The organism is Nocardiopsis sp. FIRDI 009 (assembly GCF_003386285.1).
Classification (GTDB): domain Bacteria; phylum Actinomycetota; class Actinomycetes; order Streptosporangiales; family Streptosporangiaceae; genus Nocardiopsis.
In genome coordinates this window covers 174,216-194,307 of sequence record NZ_QPNC01000024.1, presented here as the reverse complement: position 1 = coordinate 194,307, position 20,092 = coordinate 174,216, and the positions used below count along the sequence as shown (strand labels likewise).

At 73.2% G+C, this 20,092-nt stretch carries 15 protein-coding genes and 1 pseudogene; 7 read left to right on the top strand and 9 right to left on the bottom strand.

Going from position 1 to position 20,092, the window contains the following annotated elements; genetic code table 11:
- Nucleotides 1-173 precede the first annotated feature (173 nt).
- Nucleotides 174-1,346, bottom strand: a complete 1,173-nt coding sequence (locus tag DVR05_RS21020) for a substrate-binding domain-containing protein (RefSeq protein ID WP_116247609.1) — start codon at nucleotides 1,344-1,346, stop codon at nucleotides 174-176.
- A 177-nt stretch (nucleotides 1,347-1,523) separates the two neighbouring features.
- Nucleotides 1,524-2,996: a PASTA domain-containing protein gene (locus DVR05_RS21015; RefSeq protein WP_116247608.1), complete on the bottom strand. Its 1,473-nt coding sequence runs from the start codon at nucleotides 2,994-2,996 to the stop codon at nucleotides 1,524-1,526.
- Nucleotides 2,997-3,113: 117 nt separating this feature from the next.
- Between DVR05_RS21015 and DVR05_RS21010 the strand changes: the two genes are divergently transcribed.
- The 3 genes from DVR05_RS21010 to paaZ all read left to right on the top strand — a co-directional run bounded on the left by DVR05_RS21010 (nucleotide 3,114) and on the right by paaZ (nucleotide 6,916).
- A complete protein-coding gene (locus DVR05_RS21010) occupies nucleotides 3,114-4,079 on the top strand; it encodes an ADP-ribosylglycohydrolase family protein (RefSeq protein WP_116247607.1) in 966 nt (321 codons plus the stop codon).
- Between the two features lie 62 nt (nucleotides 4,080-4,141).
- Nucleotides 4,142-4,663 carry a YbaK/EbsC family protein gene (locus tag DVR05_RS21005; RefSeq protein WP_116247606.1) on the top strand — a complete coding sequence of 174 codons (522 nt, stop codon included), beginning with the start codon at nucleotides 4,142-4,144 and terminating at the stop codon, nucleotides 4,661-4,663.
- Nucleotides 4,664-4,882: 219 nt separating this feature from the next.
- Nucleotides 4,883-6,916: a phenylacetic acid degradation bifunctional protein PaaZ gene (gene paaZ / locus DVR05_RS21000; RefSeq protein ID WP_116247605.1), complete on the top strand. Its 2,034-nt coding sequence runs from the start codon at nucleotides 4,883-4,885 to the stop codon at nucleotides 6,914-6,916.
- 399 nt (nucleotides 6,917-7,315) lie between these two features.
- Here the strand turns inward: paaZ and DVR05_RS20990 are convergent, their stop codons facing one another.
- Genes DVR05_RS20990 through pdhA form a run of 3 tightly spaced genes read right to left on the bottom strand, consistent with a single transcriptional unit; the run spans nucleotide 7,316 to nucleotide 10,777 of the window.
- Nucleotides 7,316-8,701 carry a dihydrolipoamide acetyltransferase family protein gene (locus DVR05_RS20990; RefSeq protein ID WP_116247604.1) on the bottom strand — a complete coding sequence of 462 codons (1,386 nt, stop codon included), beginning with the start codon at nucleotides 8,699-8,701 and terminating at the stop codon, nucleotides 7,316-7,318.
- Nucleotides 8,698-9,690 carry an alpha-ketoacid dehydrogenase subunit beta gene (locus DVR05_RS20985; protein WP_116247603.1) on the bottom strand — a complete coding sequence of 331 codons (993 nt, stop codon included), beginning with the start codon at nucleotides 9,688-9,690 and terminating at the stop codon, nucleotides 8,698-8,700. The genes DVR05_RS20990 and DVR05_RS20985 overlap by 4 nt, the downstream gene beginning before the upstream one ends.
- 1 nt (nucleotide 9,691) lies before the next feature.
- The gene (gene pdhA / locus DVR05_RS20980) at nucleotides 9,692-10,777 is read right to left on the bottom strand and encodes a pyruvate dehydrogenase (acetyl-transferring) E1 component subunit alpha (RefSeq protein ID WP_116247602.1); all 1,086 of its coding nucleotides are present in this window, start codon (nucleotides 10,775-10,777) and stop codon (nucleotides 9,692-9,694) included.
- Nucleotides 10,778-11,065: 288 nt separating this feature from the next.
- On the opposite strand from pdhA, the gene DVR05_RS20975 reads away from it, so the two are divergent.
- On the top strand, nucleotides 11,066-11,563 hold the full coding sequence (locus tag DVR05_RS20975; protein ID WP_116247601.1) for a phosphoribosyltransferase: 498 nt from the start codon (nucleotides 11,066-11,068) through the stop codon (nucleotides 11,561-11,563).
- Between the two features lie 23 nt (nucleotides 11,564-11,586).
- On the opposite strand, the gene DVR05_RS20970 is transcribed toward DVR05_RS20975, so the two are convergent.
- From DVR05_RS20970 to DVR05_RS27545, 4 genes and pseudogenes are all read right to left on the bottom strand, one after another.
- Nucleotides 11,587-12,489 carry a hypothetical protein gene (locus DVR05_RS20970; RefSeq protein ID WP_116247600.1) on the bottom strand — a complete coding sequence of 301 codons (903 nt, stop codon included), beginning with the start codon at nucleotides 12,487-12,489 and terminating at the stop codon, nucleotides 11,587-11,589.
- 159 nt (nucleotides 12,490-12,648) lie between these two features.
- Nucleotides 12,649-14,280, bottom strand: coding sequence for a hypothetical protein (locus DVR05_RS20965; protein WP_116247599.1), 1,632 nt, complete (start codon nucleotides 14,278-14,280; stop codon nucleotides 12,649-12,651).
- A gap of 205 nt (nucleotides 14,281-14,485) precedes the next feature.
- Nucleotides 14,486-15,844, bottom strand: coding sequence for an MFS transporter (locus DVR05_RS20960; RefSeq protein ID WP_116247598.1), 1,359 nt, complete (start codon nucleotides 15,842-15,844; stop codon nucleotides 14,486-14,488).
- A gap of 269 nt (nucleotides 15,845-16,113) precedes the next feature.
- Nucleotides 16,114-17,882: pseudogene (locus DVR05_RS27545) on the bottom strand (VTC domain-containing protein).
- Nucleotides 17,883-18,301: 419 nt separating this feature from the next.
- Here DVR05_RS27545 and DVR05_RS20940 point away from each other — a divergent pair.
- The 3 genes from DVR05_RS20940 (at nucleotide 18,302) to DVR05_RS20930 (ending at nucleotide 20,072) form a co-directional block, all read left to right on the top strand.
- Nucleotides 18,302-18,742 carry a MarR family winged helix-turn-helix transcriptional regulator gene (locus DVR05_RS20940; RefSeq protein ID WP_116247597.1) on the top strand — a complete coding sequence of 147 codons (441 nt, stop codon included), beginning with the start codon at nucleotides 18,302-18,304 and terminating at the stop codon, nucleotides 18,740-18,742.
- Between the two features lie 111 nt (nucleotides 18,743-18,853).
- On the top strand, nucleotides 18,854-19,339 hold the full coding sequence (locus DVR05_RS20935) for a hypothetical protein (RefSeq protein WP_116247596.1): 486 nt from the start codon (nucleotides 18,854-18,856) through the stop codon (nucleotides 19,337-19,339).
- Between the two features lie 37 nt (nucleotides 19,340-19,376).
- Complete coding sequence (locus DVR05_RS20930) at nucleotides 19,377-20,072, top strand: HD domain-containing protein (RefSeq protein ID WP_116247643.1); 696 nt, start codon at nucleotides 19,377-19,379, stop codon at nucleotides 20,070-20,072.
- Nucleotides 20,073-20,092 lie beyond the last annotated feature (20 nt).

Here is a 20,092-nt window from a genome sequence, read left to right as displayed (position 1 = left end):
GGGCGTCCGTTGAGGGCGGTGGAGGGCGACGAAGCGGGGGGAACCGCGCCGCAGGCGTCCGTTGAGGGCGGTGGAGGGCGACGAAGCGGGGGGAACCGCGCCGCAGGCGTCCGTTGAGGGTGGTGGAGGGCGACGGGCGGGCCGAGGCGAAGCAGGCCCCGAACGAACACCGCCTATCCCGCCATCGCGGGCTCGACGTCGGCGGCGGGGATCTCCGCGATGAGCTCGGGGCGCGCGTCCTCGCCCTCGCCGACCATCCGGACCTGGTACATGGGCTGGATGAGGGCGTGGTCGTCGGCGCGCACGTGGAGCTCGCCCTTGACTCCGTCGAAGGTCCACCCCTCCAGGGCGTCGATCCGCTCCTGGGTGTCGTCGCCGGAGGAGACGGCGTGCACGACCATCTGCGCCGCGGTGAAGCCGTCCGGGGTGAACAGGTCGACCTCGCCGCCCGCCGCCTCGACGGTGCCGCGCATGATCTCGGCGACCTCGGTCTCCGCGGCCCCGTCGAAGTAGTAGGCGAGGAAGGAGATGCGGTCGCCCGCCTCGCCGAAGACGGGGTAGGACGGCTTGATGTCGAGCCCGGTGACGACCTCGGTGGTGTCGAGGACGCCCTGCTGGTCGAGGGCCTGCCACATGGCGGAGGCGGTCTCGCCCGCCCAGGCGACGAAGACCAGGTCCGGTTCGGCCTGGTTGACCTGCTCGGCGAAGGGGGTCAGGTCGGTGCTGTCCGGTGGCGCGAGGACGCTGTCGACGGTGGCTCCCTCGGCCTCCAGGACCTCGGTGACGGTGGCGACGTTGGCCTGGCCGAAGGCGTTCTGCTGGGCCAGCACGACCACGTTCGCGCCGTCGGGGTCGTCGATGAAGGTGCTCGCGGTGAGGATGTCCTGGTAGGTCTGGCGGCCCGAGCGGAACGTGTGGTCGTTGATCCCGGTGATGGCGTCGGTCGCGGCCGGCCCGGAGACGAAGAGGACGTCGTTCTGTTCGGCGAGCGGGGCGATCTGGACGGCGATGCCGGAGGAGACGGACCCGGCGATGACGTCGTGTCCGGTGCCGATGAGCTCCCGTGCGGCGGAGACGCCCGTGGCGGGGTCCCCGGCGTCGTCCATGAACTCGACCTCCACGGCGCGCCCGCCGATCTCCATCGTGCCGTTGGTGGCGTGGTCGAGGCCGGCCTCGAAGCCCTGCCGGTACTGCTCTCCGTAGCTGGCGAGGGGGCCGGTGGACGAGTAGACGATCCCGATGCGGACGGGACCGTCCTCCCCGGCTCCGGCGGTCTCGCCCGGGGTGCCGCAGGCGGTCGCGGCCAGCAGCACGGCGGTCGCGGCGATCACGGGACTCTTGCGCATGGGACTCCTCCAGTCGGCACCCGCCTGCCCGACGTACCCGCCCGACCTGGGGGGATGGGGTGCCACCCCGAAGGTAGAACCGCGGTGATCCGATTCACATGTGGCGGTGGCACACATTTCCCGCGGAACCGGTGTCGTGGTGCGCCAGGGCTGTGGCCCGGAGGAGACGGAGGCTGGCTAGGGGTTGCCGTTGCCGAGTCCGTTGCCGTTCCCGTTGCCGCGGCCGGGGTTGTCCCGGTCGGGGCCGGGGCCGTCCTCGGTGCCGGCGTCCGGTCCGGGGAGGGGACCGGGGTCGGAGTCGGGGTCAGTACCCGCCGTGTCGTCCGCATCGGCCCCGGCGTCCGGGGACTCGTCCTCGGCGGGACCGCTCGACACGGTGAGCGTCACGACACCGTCCTCGGGGGCGGGTTCACCCGAGGGGACGTCCTGGTCGACGACGGTTCCGGCGGGCGCCGCGTCACTGGGCCGCTCGACGATCCGCGCCTCCAGGCCGAGACTCTCCAGGAGCGCGACGGCCTCCGCCCGGTCCAGGCCGATGGTGTGGGGGGTGAGCACGGCGTCGTCTGCGGACGTGGACGGATCCGGGTCGCTCTCCTCCGAGGGGGACGCCGTTGACCGGGCGGGGGAGGGCCGCGCGGAACCCGCAGTTCCCGGGTCGTCGCCGGTGTCCGGAAGGAGTGCCCAGACCACGGCCCCGACCAGCAGCGCCGCCAGCGCCCCCGCGCCGAGGAGGACGGGGAGGCGGCGTCGGGAGTCCTCCCGGGCGGGTTCCGCGACGACCGGATCCGACTCCCGGGTGTCGGGGCGCGCGGCCTGCGCCCCCGGGGCCCCGGCGTCGAGGACGGCGGTCACGGCGGCGGTGTCCGGGCCGGTGGGGACGGCGGCCGCCGGGGCGGGGGCTGCCGCGCCTCCGGGAAGGGACCGCAGCACCCGTTCGACCAGGGCGAGGTACTGGCCCGCGTCCCTGGGCCGGTAGCGGGGGTTGGGGTCGGTGGCGCCCGCGACCAGCATGTCCACGTCGGGCGGCAGCCCGGGAACGGCCGAGGACGGCCGCAGCGGGCGGTCGTCGCGCGTCGCGGACACGCCGACCAGCAGGGCGTACAGCAACGCGCCGACGGCGTACACGTCCGCGCGGGTCTCCGGGGCGGCGGCTCCCGGGGCGCCGAGCAGCATCGGGAGGCGGGCGACGCGCGCGCGGCCGTCCCCGCCGAGACGGACGCAGTCCGCGCGAAGGCCGCCGTGGACCGTTCCGGCGGAGTGCAGGGCCTGGAGCGCGGAGAGCACGTCGGCGGCGACGGACAGCGCGGTGCGCGGAGTGTGGCGGGCGCTCTGCCCGCCCCCGGCGACCGGCTCCCCCTCGACGTGCTCGGTGACGGCGTAGACGAGTCCTCCGTCGCGTCCCTGGTCGAGGACCCGCGCGAGACCGGGATGGGTGACCGAGGCGAGCAGCCGGGCCCGCCCCAGGAACTCGTGTTCCGCGGCGGGGTCGGCGGCCAGGCCCGGGTGTAGGACGGTGACCGCCACGGACCGGTCCTCGACCAGGTCACGGGCTGGGTGGGTGCTGCCCGTCGCGTCGGTGTCCAGGGGCTCGCCGAGGACGTAGCGTCCGTGCAGCGTGGCTCCGGTGGGGGAGGCGGGGGAAGGGGTCACGGTGGGATTCTATGTGGACGAACCCCCACCGATCGTGTCCCACCAGGCCGGATGTGGACACGGCCGACGCACTAGGCTCAGGTCGGCACACCCCCTGTCACCCCCTGCGAGGCCGCCGTGTCCCTTCCCCTCCCCGGAACCGTCGACGACCGTGCCGTCGGCGTCCTGCTGGGCGCCGCCTGCGGCGACGCCCTGGGCGTCCCCTACGAGTTCGGGCCGCCGCTGCCCGCCGACCGCGTCCCCGAGATGGTCGGGGGCGGGCTCGGCCCCTACGCGCCGGGCGAGTACTCCGACGACACCCAGATGGCGGTGTGCGTGGCCAAGACCCTGCGCGACCACGACGACCCCCTCGCTCCGGAGGCGCTGGCCGCGACCGCGCGGGCGTTCCTGAGGTGGCGGGCCGAGGGCGCCACCGACATCGGCAACCAGACCGAGCGGGTCCTGGGCGCGGCCGAGCACGCGTGGGGGTCCGACGACGTCGCCCGGGTGATGGCGCGGGGCGCGGCGGAGCTGCACGCGTCGGGCGTCCGGAGCGCCGGGAACGGTTCCCTGATGCGCACGGGGCCGCTCGCCCTGGCCTACCTCGACGATCCCCGGGGCCTGGCCGCGGCGGCGCGCCGGTACAGCGACCTGACCCACGGCGACCCGCTGGCGGGTGATGCCTGCGTCCTGTGGTGTGAGGGGGTGCGTCGCGCGGTGGTCCGCGGCGACCTGGACGGCGTCCGCGCGGGCCTCGACCTGCTTCCGGAGGCCCGGCGCGCCGCGTGGTCGGGGTGGCTGGACGAGGCCGAGGCCCGGCCGCCGCACGCGTTCGGCGGCAACGGGTTCGTCGTCCGGGCCCTGCAGGCCGCGTGGTCGGCGATCACGCGCGAACCGGGCGGGTTCACGGCCGCGCTGCGCGCCGCGGTCCGGGCCGGGGACGACACCGACACCGTGGCGGCGATCGCCGGTGCGCTGCTGGGCGCTCGGTGGGGCGCCGGGGCGATCCCCGAGGAGTACGTGTCCGCCGTGCACGGGTGGCCCGGCTACCGGGCCGAGGGGTTGGCCGAACTGGCGCTGGCCGTCACCCGCCGGCACGGCTGACCCCGTCGGACCGGGGTGCGGGATCATGGCGTCGAACCTGACCCCCGCCCCGAGGAGCGACCGTGCTCGGCCGAATCGACTGGATGACGCCCGACGACCACCCGGACCTGCTGGCCGCGCCGGTGCGTGCGGCGACGCGGGATGCGGCCGAGCGGGTCCGGGTGGCCGCCATCGACCCCGATCTGGCGGACACCGCCGCGTTCTGTGAGCGCTACGGGGTGCCCTTGGCGGCGAGCGCCAACTGTGTGGTGTTGGCGGCCGGGCGCGGCGGCGCGGTGACGTACGCGGCGTGCGTGGTGCTCGCGACCCGACGCGCCGACGTCAACGGAACGATCCGCCGTCACCTCGGCGCACGCAAGATCTCCTTCGCCCCGATGGACGAGGCCACCGGGGCGACCGGCATGGAGTACGGCGGCATCACTCCGTTCGGTCTGCCGGAGGGGTGGCCGCTGCTCGTGGACGAGGCCGTGGCCGACACACCGCACGTGGTCGTGGGGAGCGGGCTCCGCCGGTCCAAACTGCTGGTGCCGGGGTCCCTGGTGGGGGAGCTGCCGGGCGCCCGCGTCATGCCGCTGACCAGGTGATCGCCGCTCGCTCGGGGCGGACCCGGGGGAGAAAAGTCGATATGTCGACAAAATGACACGTCGTTTGGGCGCCTTACTCCCGGTTCGGCGCCCTGGCCGAGGTGTCCGAAAACCCTGGGCGAATCGGGTTCGGACACCATCTCACCAGGGACTATTTACTGAACGATCGGTCTGTAATACTGTGCCGAGAGACGCACAGCCCGAGGAGAGGACCGTCAGGTGTCCCACACACTGGAGAGCTACGCACTGGGATCGTGGTTCACCCCCGATGACGAGGGCGCGCCGCTGGCCGACGCGAACACGGGGGAGACCGTCGCCCGGATCTCGGCCGACGGACCCGACGTCGCCGCGATGATCGACCACGCGCGCCGCGTGGGCGGCCCCGCGCTGCGCGCGCTCACCTTCCACCAGCGCGCGATCATCCTCAAGGAGCTCGCCGCGTACCTCACCGGGCACAAGGACGAGTTCTACGCCCTGTCCCACCGCACCGGGGCCACGAAACGCGACACGATGGTCGACGTCGACGGCGGCTTCGGCACACTCTTCAGTTTCTCCAGCAAGGGGCGGCGCGAACTGCCCAACTCGACGGTCATCCTCGACGGGCCCCTGGAACAGCTGGGCCGGAAGGGCGCCTTCGTCGGTCAGCACGTGTACACCTCCCGCCCGGGGGTGGCCGTACAGATCAACGCCTTCAACTTCCCCGTCTGGGGCATGCTGGAGAAGCTCGCGCCCGCCTTCCTCGCCGGGATGCCCAGCATCGTCAAACCGGCGGGCCAGACGGCGTACCTGACCGAGGCGGTCGTGCGGCGCATGGTCGAGTCCGGGCTCCTGCCGGAGGGCTCCCTCCAGCTCCTGGTGGGCACGCACCGGGGGCTGCTCGACAACCTCGGCCCGCAGGACATCGTCGGCTTCACCGGCTCCGCCGCGACCGGCGCCCTGCTGCGCGAGCACCCGAACGTCGTACGCGGCGGGGTCCAGCTCAACGTCGAGGCCGACTCGCTGAACTGCTCGATCCTCGGCCCGGACGTCCGGGTGGAGGACCCCGAGTTCGACCTGTTCGTCAAGCAGGTCGTCACGGAGATGACGGTCAAGGCGGGGCAGAAGTGCACCGCCATCCGCCGGGTGATCGTCCCCGAGCCGATGGCCGACGCCGTCACAGAGGCCATCTCCGACCGCCTGTCCGCGGTGGTGGTCGGCGCCGCCGACCGCGAGGACGTGCGGATGGGTCCGCTGGCCACGCTCGACCAGCGCGCCGAGGTGCGCAAGGCGGTCCGGGCGCTGCTCGCCTCCGCCGACGTCGTCCACGGCGACCCGGACGAGGTGACGGTCGTGGGCGCGGACGCCGAGGCGGGCGCGTTCATGTCGCCGATCCTGCTGCGCGCCCGTCCCGACGCCGACGAGCCGCACGAGGTGGAGGCGTTCGGCCCCGTCAGCACCGTGATCACCTACGACGGGGTGGCCGAGGCGGTGGAGCTGGCCGCGCGCGGCACCGGCAGCCTGGTCGGTTCGGTCGTCACGCACGACCCCGACGTGGCGCGGGAGGTCGTGCTCGGCCTGGCCCCCTGGCACGGACGGATCCTCGTGCTCGACCGCGACGACGCCAAGGAGTCCACCGGACACGGCTCCCCGCTGCCGATGCTGGTGCACGGCGGCCCGGGCCGCGCGGGCGGCGGCGAGGAGATGGGCGGTGTGCGCGGCGTCAAGCACCACATGCAGCGCACCGCGATCCAGGCCTCGCCGGACATGACGACCGCGATCACCGGGCACTGGACCACCGGTTCCCGACGTGAGGTCGGCGAGGTGCACCCGTTCCGCAAGAACCTCGCGGAGCTGCGGATCGGCGACACGATCTCCTCCGCCCCGCGCACGGTCACGCGGGAGGACATCGACCACTTCGCGGAGTTCACCGGGGACACCTTCTACGCGCACACCGACGAGGCGGCGGCCGCGGCCAACCCGCTGTTCGGCGGGATCGTGGCCCACGGGTACCTGGTGGTCTCGCTGGCGGCGGGGCTGTTCGTCGACCCGGCCCCGGGCCCGGTGCTGGCCAACTTCGGCGTGGACAACCTGCGCTTCCTCACCCCGGTCAAGGAGGGGGAGACCATCCGGGTCCAGTTGACCGCCAAGCAGATCACCCCGCGCACGAACGCCGACTACGGCGAGGTCCGCTGGGACGCGCTGGTCACGAACGAGCGCGACGAGCCGGTCGCCACCTACGACGTGCTCACCCTGGTCGCGAAGGGCGACGCGTAGACGAGTGGACGTGTAGCCGGATCGCCATGTCGACGGGGCGCCCCGTCACCGTGTCTCCACCGGTGGCGGGGCGCCTGCGTGCGGCGCCGGTCCCGGGGAGACTCCCACGCGAGGGACGATCGCCGGAGCATGGGCGCGACCGGATGAGCCAGTGCGTCGCGTGCCTGTCCAGGAACAGGGACGCGATCTCCGAGTATCTGGAGGCCGTGCGCGACGGCGACCCGCCGCGGGGGTGAGGGGCCGTCGTGGCGGTCGGGGTCGCGCGGACCGGTCCTGACCGTTTCTCGCCCTGACGACGAGTCGACACGGCGACAAGGCGCCTCGTCGCCGTGTCTCCACCACCGGACACAGGAGCGCCCCGGGGTGCCGACTCCCCGGGGCGCTCGGTCGGTACCCGCCCTACAGCTGGGCGATGGCCTTGGCTGGGTTCTCCATGGCGTCGGCGACCACGCGCATGAAACCCGCCGCCGTGCCGCCGTCGCAGACGCGGTGGTCGAAGGCGAAGGACAGCTGGGTGATCTTGCGGGCGGTCAGCTCACCGTCCACGATCCACGGCCGGTCCATGATCCGGCCCAGCCCGAGGATGGCGACCTGCGGGTGGTTGATGATCGCGGCGCTGCCGTCCACCCGCAGCGAACCGTAGTTGTTCAGGGTGAACGTGCCACCGGTCATCTCCGCCGGGGACGCCTTCCCCTCGCGGGCGGCGGCGGTGAGCCGTCGGATCTCCCGGTCGAGTTCGGCCGTGGTCATCCGGTGCGCGCCCAGGACGGCGGGCGCGACCAGGCCGCGGTCGGTCTGGACGGCCAGGCCCAGGTTCACGCCGTCGTACTGGACCAGTTCGCCGCGTTCGGTGTCGACGAGGCCGTTGAGCTCGGGGTGGGCGCGCAGTCCCGCGACGACGAAGCGCGCCACGTAGGAGAGCAGACCGGGCCCCTCGGGGTCGGACTGACGCAGACGGACCAGTTCGGTGGCGTCGACGTCGACCCAGACGGTGGCCTCGGGGATCTCCCGGCGGCTGCGGGACAGGGACTCGGCCACGGTCCTGCGGAAACCGCTCATCGGGACGCGCCGGGACTCGGTCAGGCCGGTGCGCGGATCGGTCGCTCCCGTCGCGGCGGGAGCGGTCGGAGCCACCGGGATCACCGGGACCGGCTCGGCCGGGGTCTTCGCGGCCTCGATCGCGGCGCGCACGTCGGCCCGGGTGATCAGCCCGCCGGGCCCGCTGCCGCTGACCTCGGAGATCCGCAGCCCCGCCTCGCGCGCCATCTGGCGGACCAGCGGTGAGGTCACCAGCGGCGGCCGGGTGGACTCCGGGGGCGTGGCCGGGGACGGCGCGGTGGGGGAGTCCGGGCGGACGGGCGGTCGGCCGCGCGGCCTGCGGCGGCGCCCGGTCGCCCGGTGCTCGGGGGTCCCGTAGCCGATGAGCACGTTGCCCGAACCGGTTCCGGCGCGCTCCTCCTCCCGGTAGCGCTCACCCTCCGGCGAGGTCCCGGGCGCCCCCGCCGGGGCGGCCCCCGACGACGGGGCGGCGGCCGAGACCGCCGCTCCGTCGTCCACGCTGATCAGCGGGGCGCCCACGGCGAGGACGGCGCCCTCCTCGCCGTGCAGTGCACTGACCGTCCCGGCGAACGGCGACGGAACCTCCACGATCGACTTCGCGGTCTCCACCTCGGCCACGGGCGCGTCCACGGCCACGGTGTCGCCGACGGCGACCAGCCAGCGCACCACCTCGGCCTCGGTGAGGCCCTCGCCCAGGTCGGGAAGGTCGAAGGTCCGGATACTCACTGGTCCTCCCACTGGAGGTCGTCGACGGCGTCCAGGATGCGGTCCACGCTGGGCAGTTGGAAGCGCTCCAGCTTCGGCGGCGGGTAGGGGATGTCGAAACCGGTGACGCGGCGCACCGGCGCGGCCAGCGAGTGGAAGCAGCGTTCGGTCACCCGGGCGGTGATCTCCGAGGCGACGCTGGCGTACCCGCTCGCCTCGGCGACCACGACCGCCCGCCCGGTGGAGCGCACCGCCTCGCACACGGTCGCGTCGTCGAACGGGACGAGCGAGCGCACGTCGACCACCTGGAGGCTGCGGCCCTCCTGCGCGGCGGCCTCGGCGGCCTCCAGCGCGGTGGGCACCGAGGGGCCGTAGGCGATGAGGGTGGCGTCGGTGCCGGGGCGGCGGACGACGGCGGTGCCGATACCCGGTTCGGGCACGGTGAGGTCGACCTCCTCCTTGCCCCAGTACAGCTTCTTCGGTTCGAGGAAGACCACCGGGTCCGGGGAGGCGATGGCCTCGCGGAGGAGGAAGTAGGCGTCGGCGACGGTGGACGGGGCGACCACGGTCAGGCCGGGGGTGTGCGCGTAGTAGGACTCGGAGGAGTCGCAGTGGTGCTCGACGCCGCCGATCCCGCCCGCGTAGGGGACCCGGATGACCATCGGCAGCCCGACCCGGCCCCGGGTGCGGTTGCGGGTCTTGGCGACGTGGCTGGCGATCTGTTCGAAGGCCGGGTAGGCGAAGGCGTCGAACTGCATCTCGACCACCGGGCGCATCCCGTTCATCGCCATGCCCACGGCCATGCCCACGATGCCGGACTCGGCGAGGGGGGTGTCGAAGCAGCGGTGCTCGCCGAACTCGGCGGTCAGTCCGTCGGTGATCCGGAAGACGCCGCCGAGCGGGCCGACGTCCTCACCGAAGACGTACACGGTCTCGTCCTCGGTCATGGCGTCGCGCAGCGCCCGGTTGAGCGCCTGGGCCATGGTGAGCTTGGTGGGGTCCGTCGCCATGTCAGTGGCCCTCTCTGCTCAGTTCGTCGGCCAGGAACGCGGCCTGCTCGGCCAGTTGGGGGGTGGGGGAGGAGAACACGTGGGCGAACAGTTCGGCGGGCTCGGGGTCGGTGTCCTCGGCCAGGCCCTCGCGCATGGCCGCGGCCACGGCCTCGGCGCGCTCGGTGATCTGCGCCTGACGGGCCTTGGTGAGCACCCGCTTGCGCTTCAGGAACGCCTCCATGCGCAGCAGCGGGTCGCGGGCCGCCCACGGGTCGACCTCCTCGGTGCTGCGGTAGCGGGAGTCGTCGTCGGCGTTGGTGTGCGCCTGCATCCGGTAGGTGTGCGCCTCGACCAGTTGGGGGCCCTCGCCGGAGCGGGCGGCGGCGACCGCGCGGTCGAGGACGGAGAGGACGGCGGCGGCGTCGTTGCCGTCCACGCGGCGGCCGGGCACGCCGTAGCCGACGCCCTTGTGGGCGAGGGAGGGGGCGGCGGTCTGCCGCGCCAGGGGGACGGAGATCGCGTACTCGTTGTTCTGCACGAAGAAGACGACGGGGGCCCGGAAGACCGCGGCGAAGTTGAGCGCCTCGTGGAAGTCGCCCTCGCTGGTGGCTCCGTCGCCGCACAGGGCCATGACGACGGTGTCCTCACCGCGCAGGCGGGCCGCGTGGGCGACGCCGACGGCGTGCAGGAGTTGGGTGGCCAGCGGGGTGGCCTGGGGGGCGACCCGGTGGGCGTAGGGGTCGTAGCCCGCGTGCCAGTCGCCCTTGAGGAGGGTGAGGACCTCGACCGGGTCCACGCCGCGCGCGATGACCGCCGCGGTGTCGCGGTAGGTGGGGAAGAGCCAGTCGCCGTCGGCCAGGGCGAGGGCGGCGCCGGTCTGGCACGCCTCCTGACCGTGGGAGGAGGGGTAGACGGCCAGGCGTCCCTGGCGGACGAGGGCCCCGGCCTGGTCGTTGACGCGGCGTCCGATCACCAGGGAGGCGTACGCGTCGAGGAGGCGGTCCGTGTCGGGGAACGGCAGGGTCGCGCCGGGCACGCGCCGCCCGGTCTCGTCGAGCAGCCGCAGCGGCCGCTCGGAGGGAAGAAGGTCCTGGCCACCAGCCATGCTCCAACCTCCAGACTCGGGGTGAGGTGTACAGAGACATGGTGGTCTTTGTTGCCATATGTTCGCCAGAACCCGGAAAAACTCAAGAAGATGTCGCTGATTTGGCGGGTTTTGTTCACATTTCGTCCAGAGATGTGACCTGGAACACCCGGTCTGGTGGACGAGTGGCCAGGGTCACCTCCCGTGAGAGGGGGTGACCCTGGCGGCGTAGGGTGGATCGGTGCCGTGGCGGCCCCACCTGCGCGGACCCCGGCACCATCCACACGACCGGGACGCAGGGGGAGACCCGTGAGCGACGAGCGCGAGAACCTGACCTACGAACTCTTCGGCACCGCGATCCGCGAACTGGCGCGCACCATCGCCGACGACGGATTCGAGCCGGACATCATCCTGTCCATCGCGCGCGGCGGGCTGTTCGTCGCGGGCGGCCTCGGGTACGCGCTCGACGTCAAGAATCTCCACGTGATGAACGTGGAGTTCTATACGGGGGTGGGCACGACGCTGGACATGCCCGTCATGCTGCCGCCGGTGCCCAACGTCGTGGACCTGAGCAGTAAGCGGGTGCTGGTCGCCGACGACGTCGCCGACACCGGCAAGACGCTCAAGCTCGTGCACGACTTCTGCGCCGAGCACGTCGCCGACGTGCGCAGCGCGGTGATCTACGAGAAGCCCCAGTCCCTCGTCAAGTGCGAGTACGTGTGGAAGTACACCGACCAGTGGATCAACTTTCCCTGGTCCGTGCAGCCCCCGGTCGTCACCCGCGAGGGCCAGGTCCGCGACGCCTGAACGCCCGGGCGCACCCGCGGCGGTCAGGCCCCGAGGGCGTCGGTCAGCTCCCCGGCGGCGGGATGCCCGTCCAGGTCCTCCACGAGGCGGAACAGCCGGGAGCGCGTGTTCGCGCGCAGCGACCCCGCCAGGACGGCCTCCAGGACGGACATCCCCAACGCGACCGCGCTCCCGGCATCCCGTGCCGCCGCGTGGGCACGCGCCAGGATCGCGGTGGCCGCCGCCCACCCCGGCGAGCCCACCCGCTTCAACCGGATCGACGTCCCGGCGTGCCGTGCGGCCTCGGCCGGGTCGTGACCGACCAGGGCCTCGGCCAGATGCTGGTGGAACTCGGCCCGGTCGAACCCGAACCGACCCGGCTCCTCACGGTCGGCGGCGTCCATATGCCGTCGAGCCTCGGCGATCGCCTCATCGAGCCGGGGCCGGTCACCGAGGGCCGCCAGCGGACGCAGCCGGCACCAGGCGGTGATCTGGGCGCGCCGGAGCTCGTCGTCGGCGAACTCCGCGGCCTGGTCCGCCAACTCCAGGGCCTCGGTGTGGCGGCCCTGGGACATGGTCACCATCGACTGGGCCCCAAGCGCCCACCCGGCCAGCCGACGCTCACCGAGATCTTCTCCTACCCTGACCGCGGTCCCGAAGTGGATGAGCGAGGCGGGCACGTCACCCGTGTGGTGGGCGAGACTGCCCAGCAGCCCGGACAGCCAACCGACGACGCGGCGCGTGTCCGTGGAGGTGGCGCTGCCGTCGATCAGCAGGGAGCGGCAGCGGGCGACCTCCGCGGCGAGCACCCGCGGCGGGTAGCCGCCGTACCGGGCGGCGTAGAACTCCACCGCCCGCTCGGCGAGGTCGACCGCCCCGGTTCCGGGGCCGTTCAGGGCGACGCCGTCGGCGACCGCGGTGAGGTCGGGGTGGGCGTCGGGCTGCACGGGGCCCTCCTGTCGCGGGTCCGGTGTGAGGTGACCGTACCAACCCCGAGGGCCGCCGAGCAGAAAGATACCCAGGTGCGTCGGGGGAACACCGTGGATCCTCGCCAGCGCGTGCGCGTACCCCGCGCCGGGACGCGTCACCGCGCGGCCCCGACCGGCTCAGCCCCGGGCGGCGCGTAGGCGTTCGCCCAGCCAGGGCGGCGTGTGCACCGGATCCCTGGGGAAGTACCGCGCGTCCAGCGCGTAGCTGAAGGCCGGCGGCGGGAGGGCGAAGTCCGGCTCACCGTCGCGGTCGTAGGTGATCCGCCATCCCGAGGAGCGCTCCAGCACGAGTTCCGCCCGGAACCAGGTGCCCCGCCCCGGCACGTGGGAGGCCGACCGCAGGGCGGCCATCGCCGGACGCAGCCGGGGCGGCGGGCCGGTCCGGTGCTCCCCCTCCGGCCCGGTCACCGTCAGCGTCCCGCCCGCGTAGCCGACCAGGGCCCGGTAGGTGAGGGTGAGGCGTGTCCACTCCTCCTCCACGGCCCCGCGCAGGAGGGTGGCGACGTCGTCGATGAGCGCCGCGCGTTCGCCCGGCCCCACCCGGAGGGGCGGGACGCTGGGCCGCCCGGGCGGGCCGGGCCACGGGAGTGGCAGGAGCGCCCGGCCGTCCAGCAGGTCGGCCCAGTCGGGACGCCAGGCGGGCGAACGCGCCGCCATCTCCGCGCGCAGCCCGCACAGGTCCGCGACCATCCCCGTGGGGTCTCCGACACCCCAGGCGGGCCAGTGGTCGTGGACGCGCTCCAGGCGCGCGCCGTCGCGGGTGACGGTCGCCCGGAGGAACAGCCACCGACCGTGGTCCGGATCGGCCTCCTCCTCCCGAAGCCGCAGCAGCAGCTCCGGGACGCCGGAGAGCGCGGGCACCCCTTTGCCGCCCTCCCGCACCAGGGTCCAGGGGCCGAGGGCGCCGAACACGAGCACGCACGTGTCGTCCCCGTCCAGCACCCGGTCGCGGATCCGGTCGACGAGGGCGGCGGCCGCGGCGGGGTCGGGTGCGGGCCGGGGCCGCTCCCCTCCCGAGCGCATGGCGTCGCCGACGAGCAGCCCCCACTCGTCCGTCCCGATCGGCGCGATCCCGCCCGAGGCGGGGCCGCCCCGACCGGCGGGGAGTTCGGGGGCCTCGTCTCCGGTCAGCCCCAGGAACCGGGCGGCGTCCAGGGCTCGGCCCGGATCGGCGCCGTCCACCGCCGCGAGCACGGCGGCCACGGTCGCGGCGTCCACCGTCCGCGTCGCGGCCCGCCGTACGAGGTCGCGGACCGCGTCACGGTCGGTCCGCCCGTCGGAGAGGTCGTCGACCAGGTCGGTGATCTCCTCGACGGCGGCCTCGTGGTCGGCGAGTCGGCCGACGGCGCCCGCCAGCCCGTCGTCGTCCCAGTCGTCGGGGTAGGCCACCCGCGACCACTCCCCGTCCCACCAGTAGACGAAATCCGCTCCGGTCGGCCGCTCGCGGCCCAACCAGTCCCACGGAAGCCAGTCGGGGGCGCCCTCGAACGGGTCCACGGGGCGTCGGCGCCCGCCCGCGGGAGAGCTCTCGTGGTCGTTTCCGGCCAGCACGGCCCGTCCGCCCTCGACCAGGGCCAGCCGGAACCCGTCGCCCCGGCGGTCGACCACCAGGGCGCCGTCCACCGCCTCGCACCCCCTCGGCTCGTCGGCGCCGCCCGCGCACACCACCGCGAGCGCCCCGACCCTGGCCCAGAGGTCGGCCGGGGGCGGCAGGTCGGACGGCAGTCCGGGCCGGTGGAACCGCATCATCGGTCCTCTCCGTGCGGGAGCTCGGCGGGCTCCGGTTTCACGTGAAACAGCGGGCGTCGAACGCCTGTTCCGACCCCCGGCGGACATGGCGAGGACACGATACGACGACGGAACGACAGGGCGACCTGTCGACATGACGACGGGGCGGCGGCCGTCCGGCGACCACCGCCCCGCACCCCCGCCCGCCGAGGGACGGTGGTCGGCCTCACGCCGACGCGTGGTCACCCACGTGCAGGTCGACGCCCTTCGGCTCCTTGACGAGGGACACCGCGACGAAGGAGACCACCGAGGCCACCACGATGTAGGCGCCGATCGTCCACGAGGCGTGGAACCGCTCCAGCAGCAGCTCCGCGATCATCGGGGCGAACGCCCCGCCGATGATCGCGCCCACCGCGTAGCCGATCGAGACACCCGAGTAGCGGATCGCGGCGGGGAACATCTCCGCGTACAGCGCCGCCTGCGGCCCGTAGCTCAGGCCCATGCCGAGGGTGAAAACGAAGACCGCGACCGCGTAGGCGACGATGCTCCGCGTGTCGATGAGCAGCCACATCGGCACCGACCAGGCCGCCAGCATGGCGTAGCCGATCTGGAAGGTGCGCACGCGGCCGATCCGGTCGCTGAGCCATCCGCCGTACAGCGTGGACACCAGCCAGCCGAACGACGCGACCACGGTCGCCAGCAGCACGGGGCCGCGGTCCATCCCCAGGCCGAGCTCCGACTCGGGGCGGGACGCGTAGGTGGCGATGAAGGCGATGACCAGGTACCCGGCCGCGTTGTTGGCCAGGAAGATCAGGGCGGACAGGACCACCTCGCGGGTGTTGTCCCGGAAGAGCCGGCGCAGCGGGGTGGCCGCGGTGGCGCTGAGCTCCCGCATCGACCGGAAGACGGGGGACTCCTCGACGGACTTGCGGATCAGGTGGCCGACGATGATGAGCAGGAAGGACAGGAGGAAGGGGACGCGCCAGCCCCACTCGACGAAGGCGTCGGCGCCGATCGCCGCGGTGATCACCCAGACGACGAAGGTCGCGAGGATCATGCCGCAGGGGACGCCGATCTGCGGGTAGGCGCCGAAGAGGCCGCGCCTGGTGACCGGTGCGTGCTCGACCGACATCAGCGCGGCGCCGCCCCACTCACCGCCCGCGGAGAACCCCTGGAGCACGCGCAGGGTGATGAGCAGGACGGGGGCGGTCACACCGATCTGCGCGTAGGTGGGCAGTACGCCGATGAGGCAGGTGGACAGGCCCATCATCACCAGGGTGCCGACGAGGACCCGTTTCCGGCCGAGCCGGTCGCCGAGGAACCCCGCGACGACGGCCCCCAGGGGACGGAAGAGGAACGAGATGCCGATGGTGGCGAAGGACAGGACCTGCGCGGTTCCGGGGCTGGCCTCGGACAGCGGCGTGAGGAACAGGGGCGCGAGGACGATCCCTGCCGCCTGCGCGTAGATGAAGAAGTCGTACCACTCGATGGTGGTGCCGACCATCGTCCCGGCGAGGACGCGGCGTCTCTCCCGCTGTTCTGTGGCGAAGCCCGCTGGGGCGACCTGGGGGTCGGAAGATGCCATTGGGGGTACTCCGTTCGCTCTCAACCGGCCCGCGCGGAGCCGGGTCTGGCTGCCGGACCCGCGACCGGGGGCCGAACGAGTCCGAGGACACCCTCCCATGTGACTCAATCCACTTTTTGACCGGGGTGCGCTTTTTCGCAGTTCACAGGACATGAGCTGACCGAACGGTCGGTGAGGTTTCGGGTCCGCAGCGCCACCACGCGGGAGAACGCCCTGTTCAGAGCGTCGGGTGACGGTCAGCGGTGCACCGGTTCCGGCGGACGGGAGCGTCAGCCCCCGGTCTCCGGGACGGCGGCGATCGACTCCACCAGCCGCTCGCCCTCCTCGACCGCGCCCTCGTCGCCCGCGGCCTCGGCCCTGGCCACGATGTCCTCCAACAGCGCGTCGGCGGTGCCGTTCGCGATCAGGTCCTCGTACAGCTCCGCGTAGGCCCGCTGGTAGAGCGCCTCGAAGTCGGCGTCGGCCAGGAACCGCTCCTTGAGTTCACCGCTTCCACGGCCGCCCGTGCCACCGGGCGTCTCCGTTCCCCCGGGCAGCTCCATCCCCCCGGGCGGCCCCGCCCCCTCGGGGGTCTCCATCCCCTCGGGCGTCTGCCCGCCGCCGGGCGGCCGCGCTCCCCCGGCCGTCGCCGTGTCCGCCTCCGCCCCGTCCCGGCCATCGTCCCGACGCAGGCTCATGAGGGTCGAGTTGCCCTTGAGCCGGAGTCCGATGTCGGTGACCGTGGTCCCGTCGATGACGACGTCCGCCCGGATGCACTCCTTCTCCCCCTCCTCCCGGAAGGTCTCCGTCATCTCCTCGTACTCGGTCTCGTCGAAGGTCACCTCGATGCTGTGCTCCCCGCCGTCGAACAGGTCCCCGGTGCCCTCGATGTCGTCGGTGACGGTGTCCGCCGAGACCAGCTCGGACGTGACGTAGGGACGGACCCTCGCCCCGCCGAAGGCCAGGACGAGGACGGCCAGGGCCACGAGCACGGCCGTGACGGCCCTCCAGTGCTGGCGGACGCGTACAACGCCCCGACCAGAGCGAACGCGCGGGCGATGTTGGAGCCGACCACCAGCATGATCAGGGCGATGATCATGCCCAGGATGACCAGGGTGTGGACGTAGCCCTGGCTGTAGGAGATGGTGCGGTGCGTGGAGCGGTAGGTCCAGGCCACCACGAGGCTGGTCACGAAGGCCAGCGAGAGTGCGAGGACCACGTCCGTGACGCTGAACGTACCGGACAGGTCGGTGATGCCGAAGTCGAGGTTCATGGTGTGTGCTCCCGGGGTCGGTGCGGTCAGGAGTGGGGGTGTGGAGGGCGCGCTCGCCGTCGTGGACGGACCCGTGCCGGGCGGCGACGGGACCGTGCTCGGCCCCGTCGCCCTCCGGGACGTGGAAGATCGAGCGCGGAGCCATCCCGAACGCCTCCACGCTCTGGCAGTACTTGGAGATCCGTTCGACCTGGAGGCCGAGCCGCGCGGCCATGTCGGTCACCCAGTAGGGCGCGCGCTCGTCGGCCTTGACCTCCATCACCACGAGGTGGGGGTCGACGATGTAGCGGCTCTCCGCCTCCGCGCGCAGGTCGAAGTCGCGGTCGCGGCCGCGGACGCGGTGGTCCAGGGTCACGCGCAGGCCGAGGTCGGCGCCGGTGCCGACGTAGGGCTCGCGGCGGTATCCGGTCATCGCGGTGGGGCGCAGGTCGAGCCGGTGGACCAGGTCGAGGACCTCGTCGACGAAGGGCTGGTCGGCGCCGGTGTGCTCGACCCGGACGCGCCGGTCGCACAGGTCCCTCGCCAGGTCGTAGGGGAGGAGCACCCGGCGTTTCTGGGTGACCCGGTTGCCCTCTGTTTGATCTCCACCGACACGGGCGTGTCCTCCGGGGCCGCGCCGACCTCGCCGTAGCGGCGGACACGCAGCTTGCGGCGGAACCGGAGTCCCTCGATCTTCTCGTGGTAGAAGCGCAGCGGCCGGGTGTCGTGGTAGACGCTCCAGACGCCGTACCCCGAGCCGCCGCCGTGGCGGTCGGGGCGCATGCGGGCGGTGAGCTCGGCGCGCACGTCGGCCACCCGGGACACGGGGACCAGGTACTTGGGTTCGTACCGGTTGAACGCGTGCAGGGTGCTCGGCGTCCGCAGCCGGTGACCGGTGTCGGGGTCGGGCCCCTCGGGGCTCGTGGTGGTCGCACGTCGGATGCCCTCCTCTCGTGGTGACGTCGAGAGGGACACAAGTCGACATGTGTGTGACAGGGGGAGAACTTCCTGGGATTTTCCTGGGAGCGCCGGACGGGGCCCAGGTGGGAGGCGGGATCCGAGCCAAGGTTGGAGTCGGGTGAGAACGGGGGCGTCGGGTTCGCGGACCGTGTCGACATGATGATTGGTCGGGGAGTCGACGGATCGACCGGCCGACACCTCCGGACCGGGGTCCCGTACCGGTCGCGGTGGGGGGAGGGGTGTCCGCCGTGGGGGAGACTGGGACGGTGAGCACCGACAACACCCGCCCCGAACCGCCGGTGACGAGCCCCTCCATCATCGTGCTGACGCTGGCGCGCCGCGTCGAGGCCGAACTCAACACCGCGCTCGCGCCGCTGGACCTGACCGTCGCGCGGCTCGCGCTGCTGGGTCACGTCGCCAGCCTGCCGGGGGCGTCGTTCAGCGAGCTCGCCCGGATGGGCGGGGTCACGGTGCAGAGCGTGCACACCGGGATCAGGGCGCTCCAGTCCGCCGGGCTGGTGCGCGACCTCACCGCCCGCGCCGGGTCCGCGTCGGAGATCGAGTTGACGTCGGAGGGGGCGGCTCTGCTCGGCCGGGCGCACGAGGTGATCGTCGGCGTGGACGAGCGGATGTTCGGACCGGAGGCGGACCCGGTCCACCAGGAGATCGCGCGCACCATCCGGAGGGCGTTCGCCGGGGGCGACTGACCCGGTCACCGCTGGCACGGCATGGTCCGGGGCCCTTTCCCACCCCTACCTTCAGCCTAATTGAAGCTCGGGGTAGGCTTCAGGCACTCTGAAGGTTGAAGGGAGAAGCCGATGGAGAACGTCCTGCTGTCGCTCCACGTCCTGGCGAGCATCGTGTTCGTCGGGGGAGCCGCCGTCGCCACGAGCCTGTTCCCGCGGTACGCGCCCGTGGCCGAACCGGTGTCCGCGCCCGCCACCTCGGGAACCTCCGGCGCCACCACCGCCTCCGAGGACGGGCGGAGCCGCCGGGTGGCCCTGTCCCTGCACCGGATCACCCGGGTCTACTCGATGCTCGGCCTCATCGTTCCCGCGGCCGGGGTCGCCCTGGCCGTCGCCCAGGGGCGGATGGGCGAGATCTGGGTCAACGTCTCCATGGCCCTCACCGCCGCCGCGGGCCTCCTGCTGGCCTGGCAGATCTACCCGCGCCAGCGGCGGGCCCTGGCGGAGCCGGGCGACACGAGGGCGCTGAGCGCGCTCTCGATGATCACCGGCTGCTTCAACCTCCTGTGGGCGGTCGTCGTCGTGCTCATGATCATCCGCCCCGGTGACCACGGCTGACCCCCGCCCCGTCCGCGAACCCACGGAGGCCGACCCCATGAGAGAGACCGACCCCATGCCCGAGTACGACGACCTGGGCCTTCCCGACACCGACCTGGCGCTGAGCGCGACGCGCTTCGCCCGCGACGCCGAACACCCGGCGGTCTTCAACCACAGCGTGCGCACCTACCTGTACGGGCGCTTCCTCGGCGAACACCGGGGTCTGCGGCCCGGGCACGACTACGACGACGAACTCCTCTACCTCGGGTGCGTGCTGCACGACGCCGGTCTCAGCCACGCGGGCGACCGGGAGCAGCCCTTCCACGTCGACGGGGCCGACCTGGCCGCCGAGTTCCTGTCCGGCCAGGGCCTGTCCGACGACCGGGTGGAGGTCGTCTGGGACGCGGTCGCCCTGCACCTGAACCCGGAGGTGGCGTGCCGCAAACGCCCGGAGATCGCCCTGGTCAGCGCGGGTGCGGGGATCGACCTGGGACCCCTGGGTCCGGGCGGTCCCGCGCTCCCCGAGGAGTACGTCGCACGGGTGCACGCCGCGCTGCCCCGCCTGCACACGGCCGCGGTGCTCTACGACGAGATCGTCGGGCAGGCCCTCGCCAAGCCGCACAAGGCGCCGCCGTTCAGTTTCCCGGGGGAGCTCCTCCGCCAGCACACGGGGAAGCCGTGGCCCACCTGGCGCGAGCTGATGACCGCCGAACCCACCTGGAACGACTACGAGGGGTACCCGCCCGCCGGTTGATCCCCCCACCGCCGTCCGGG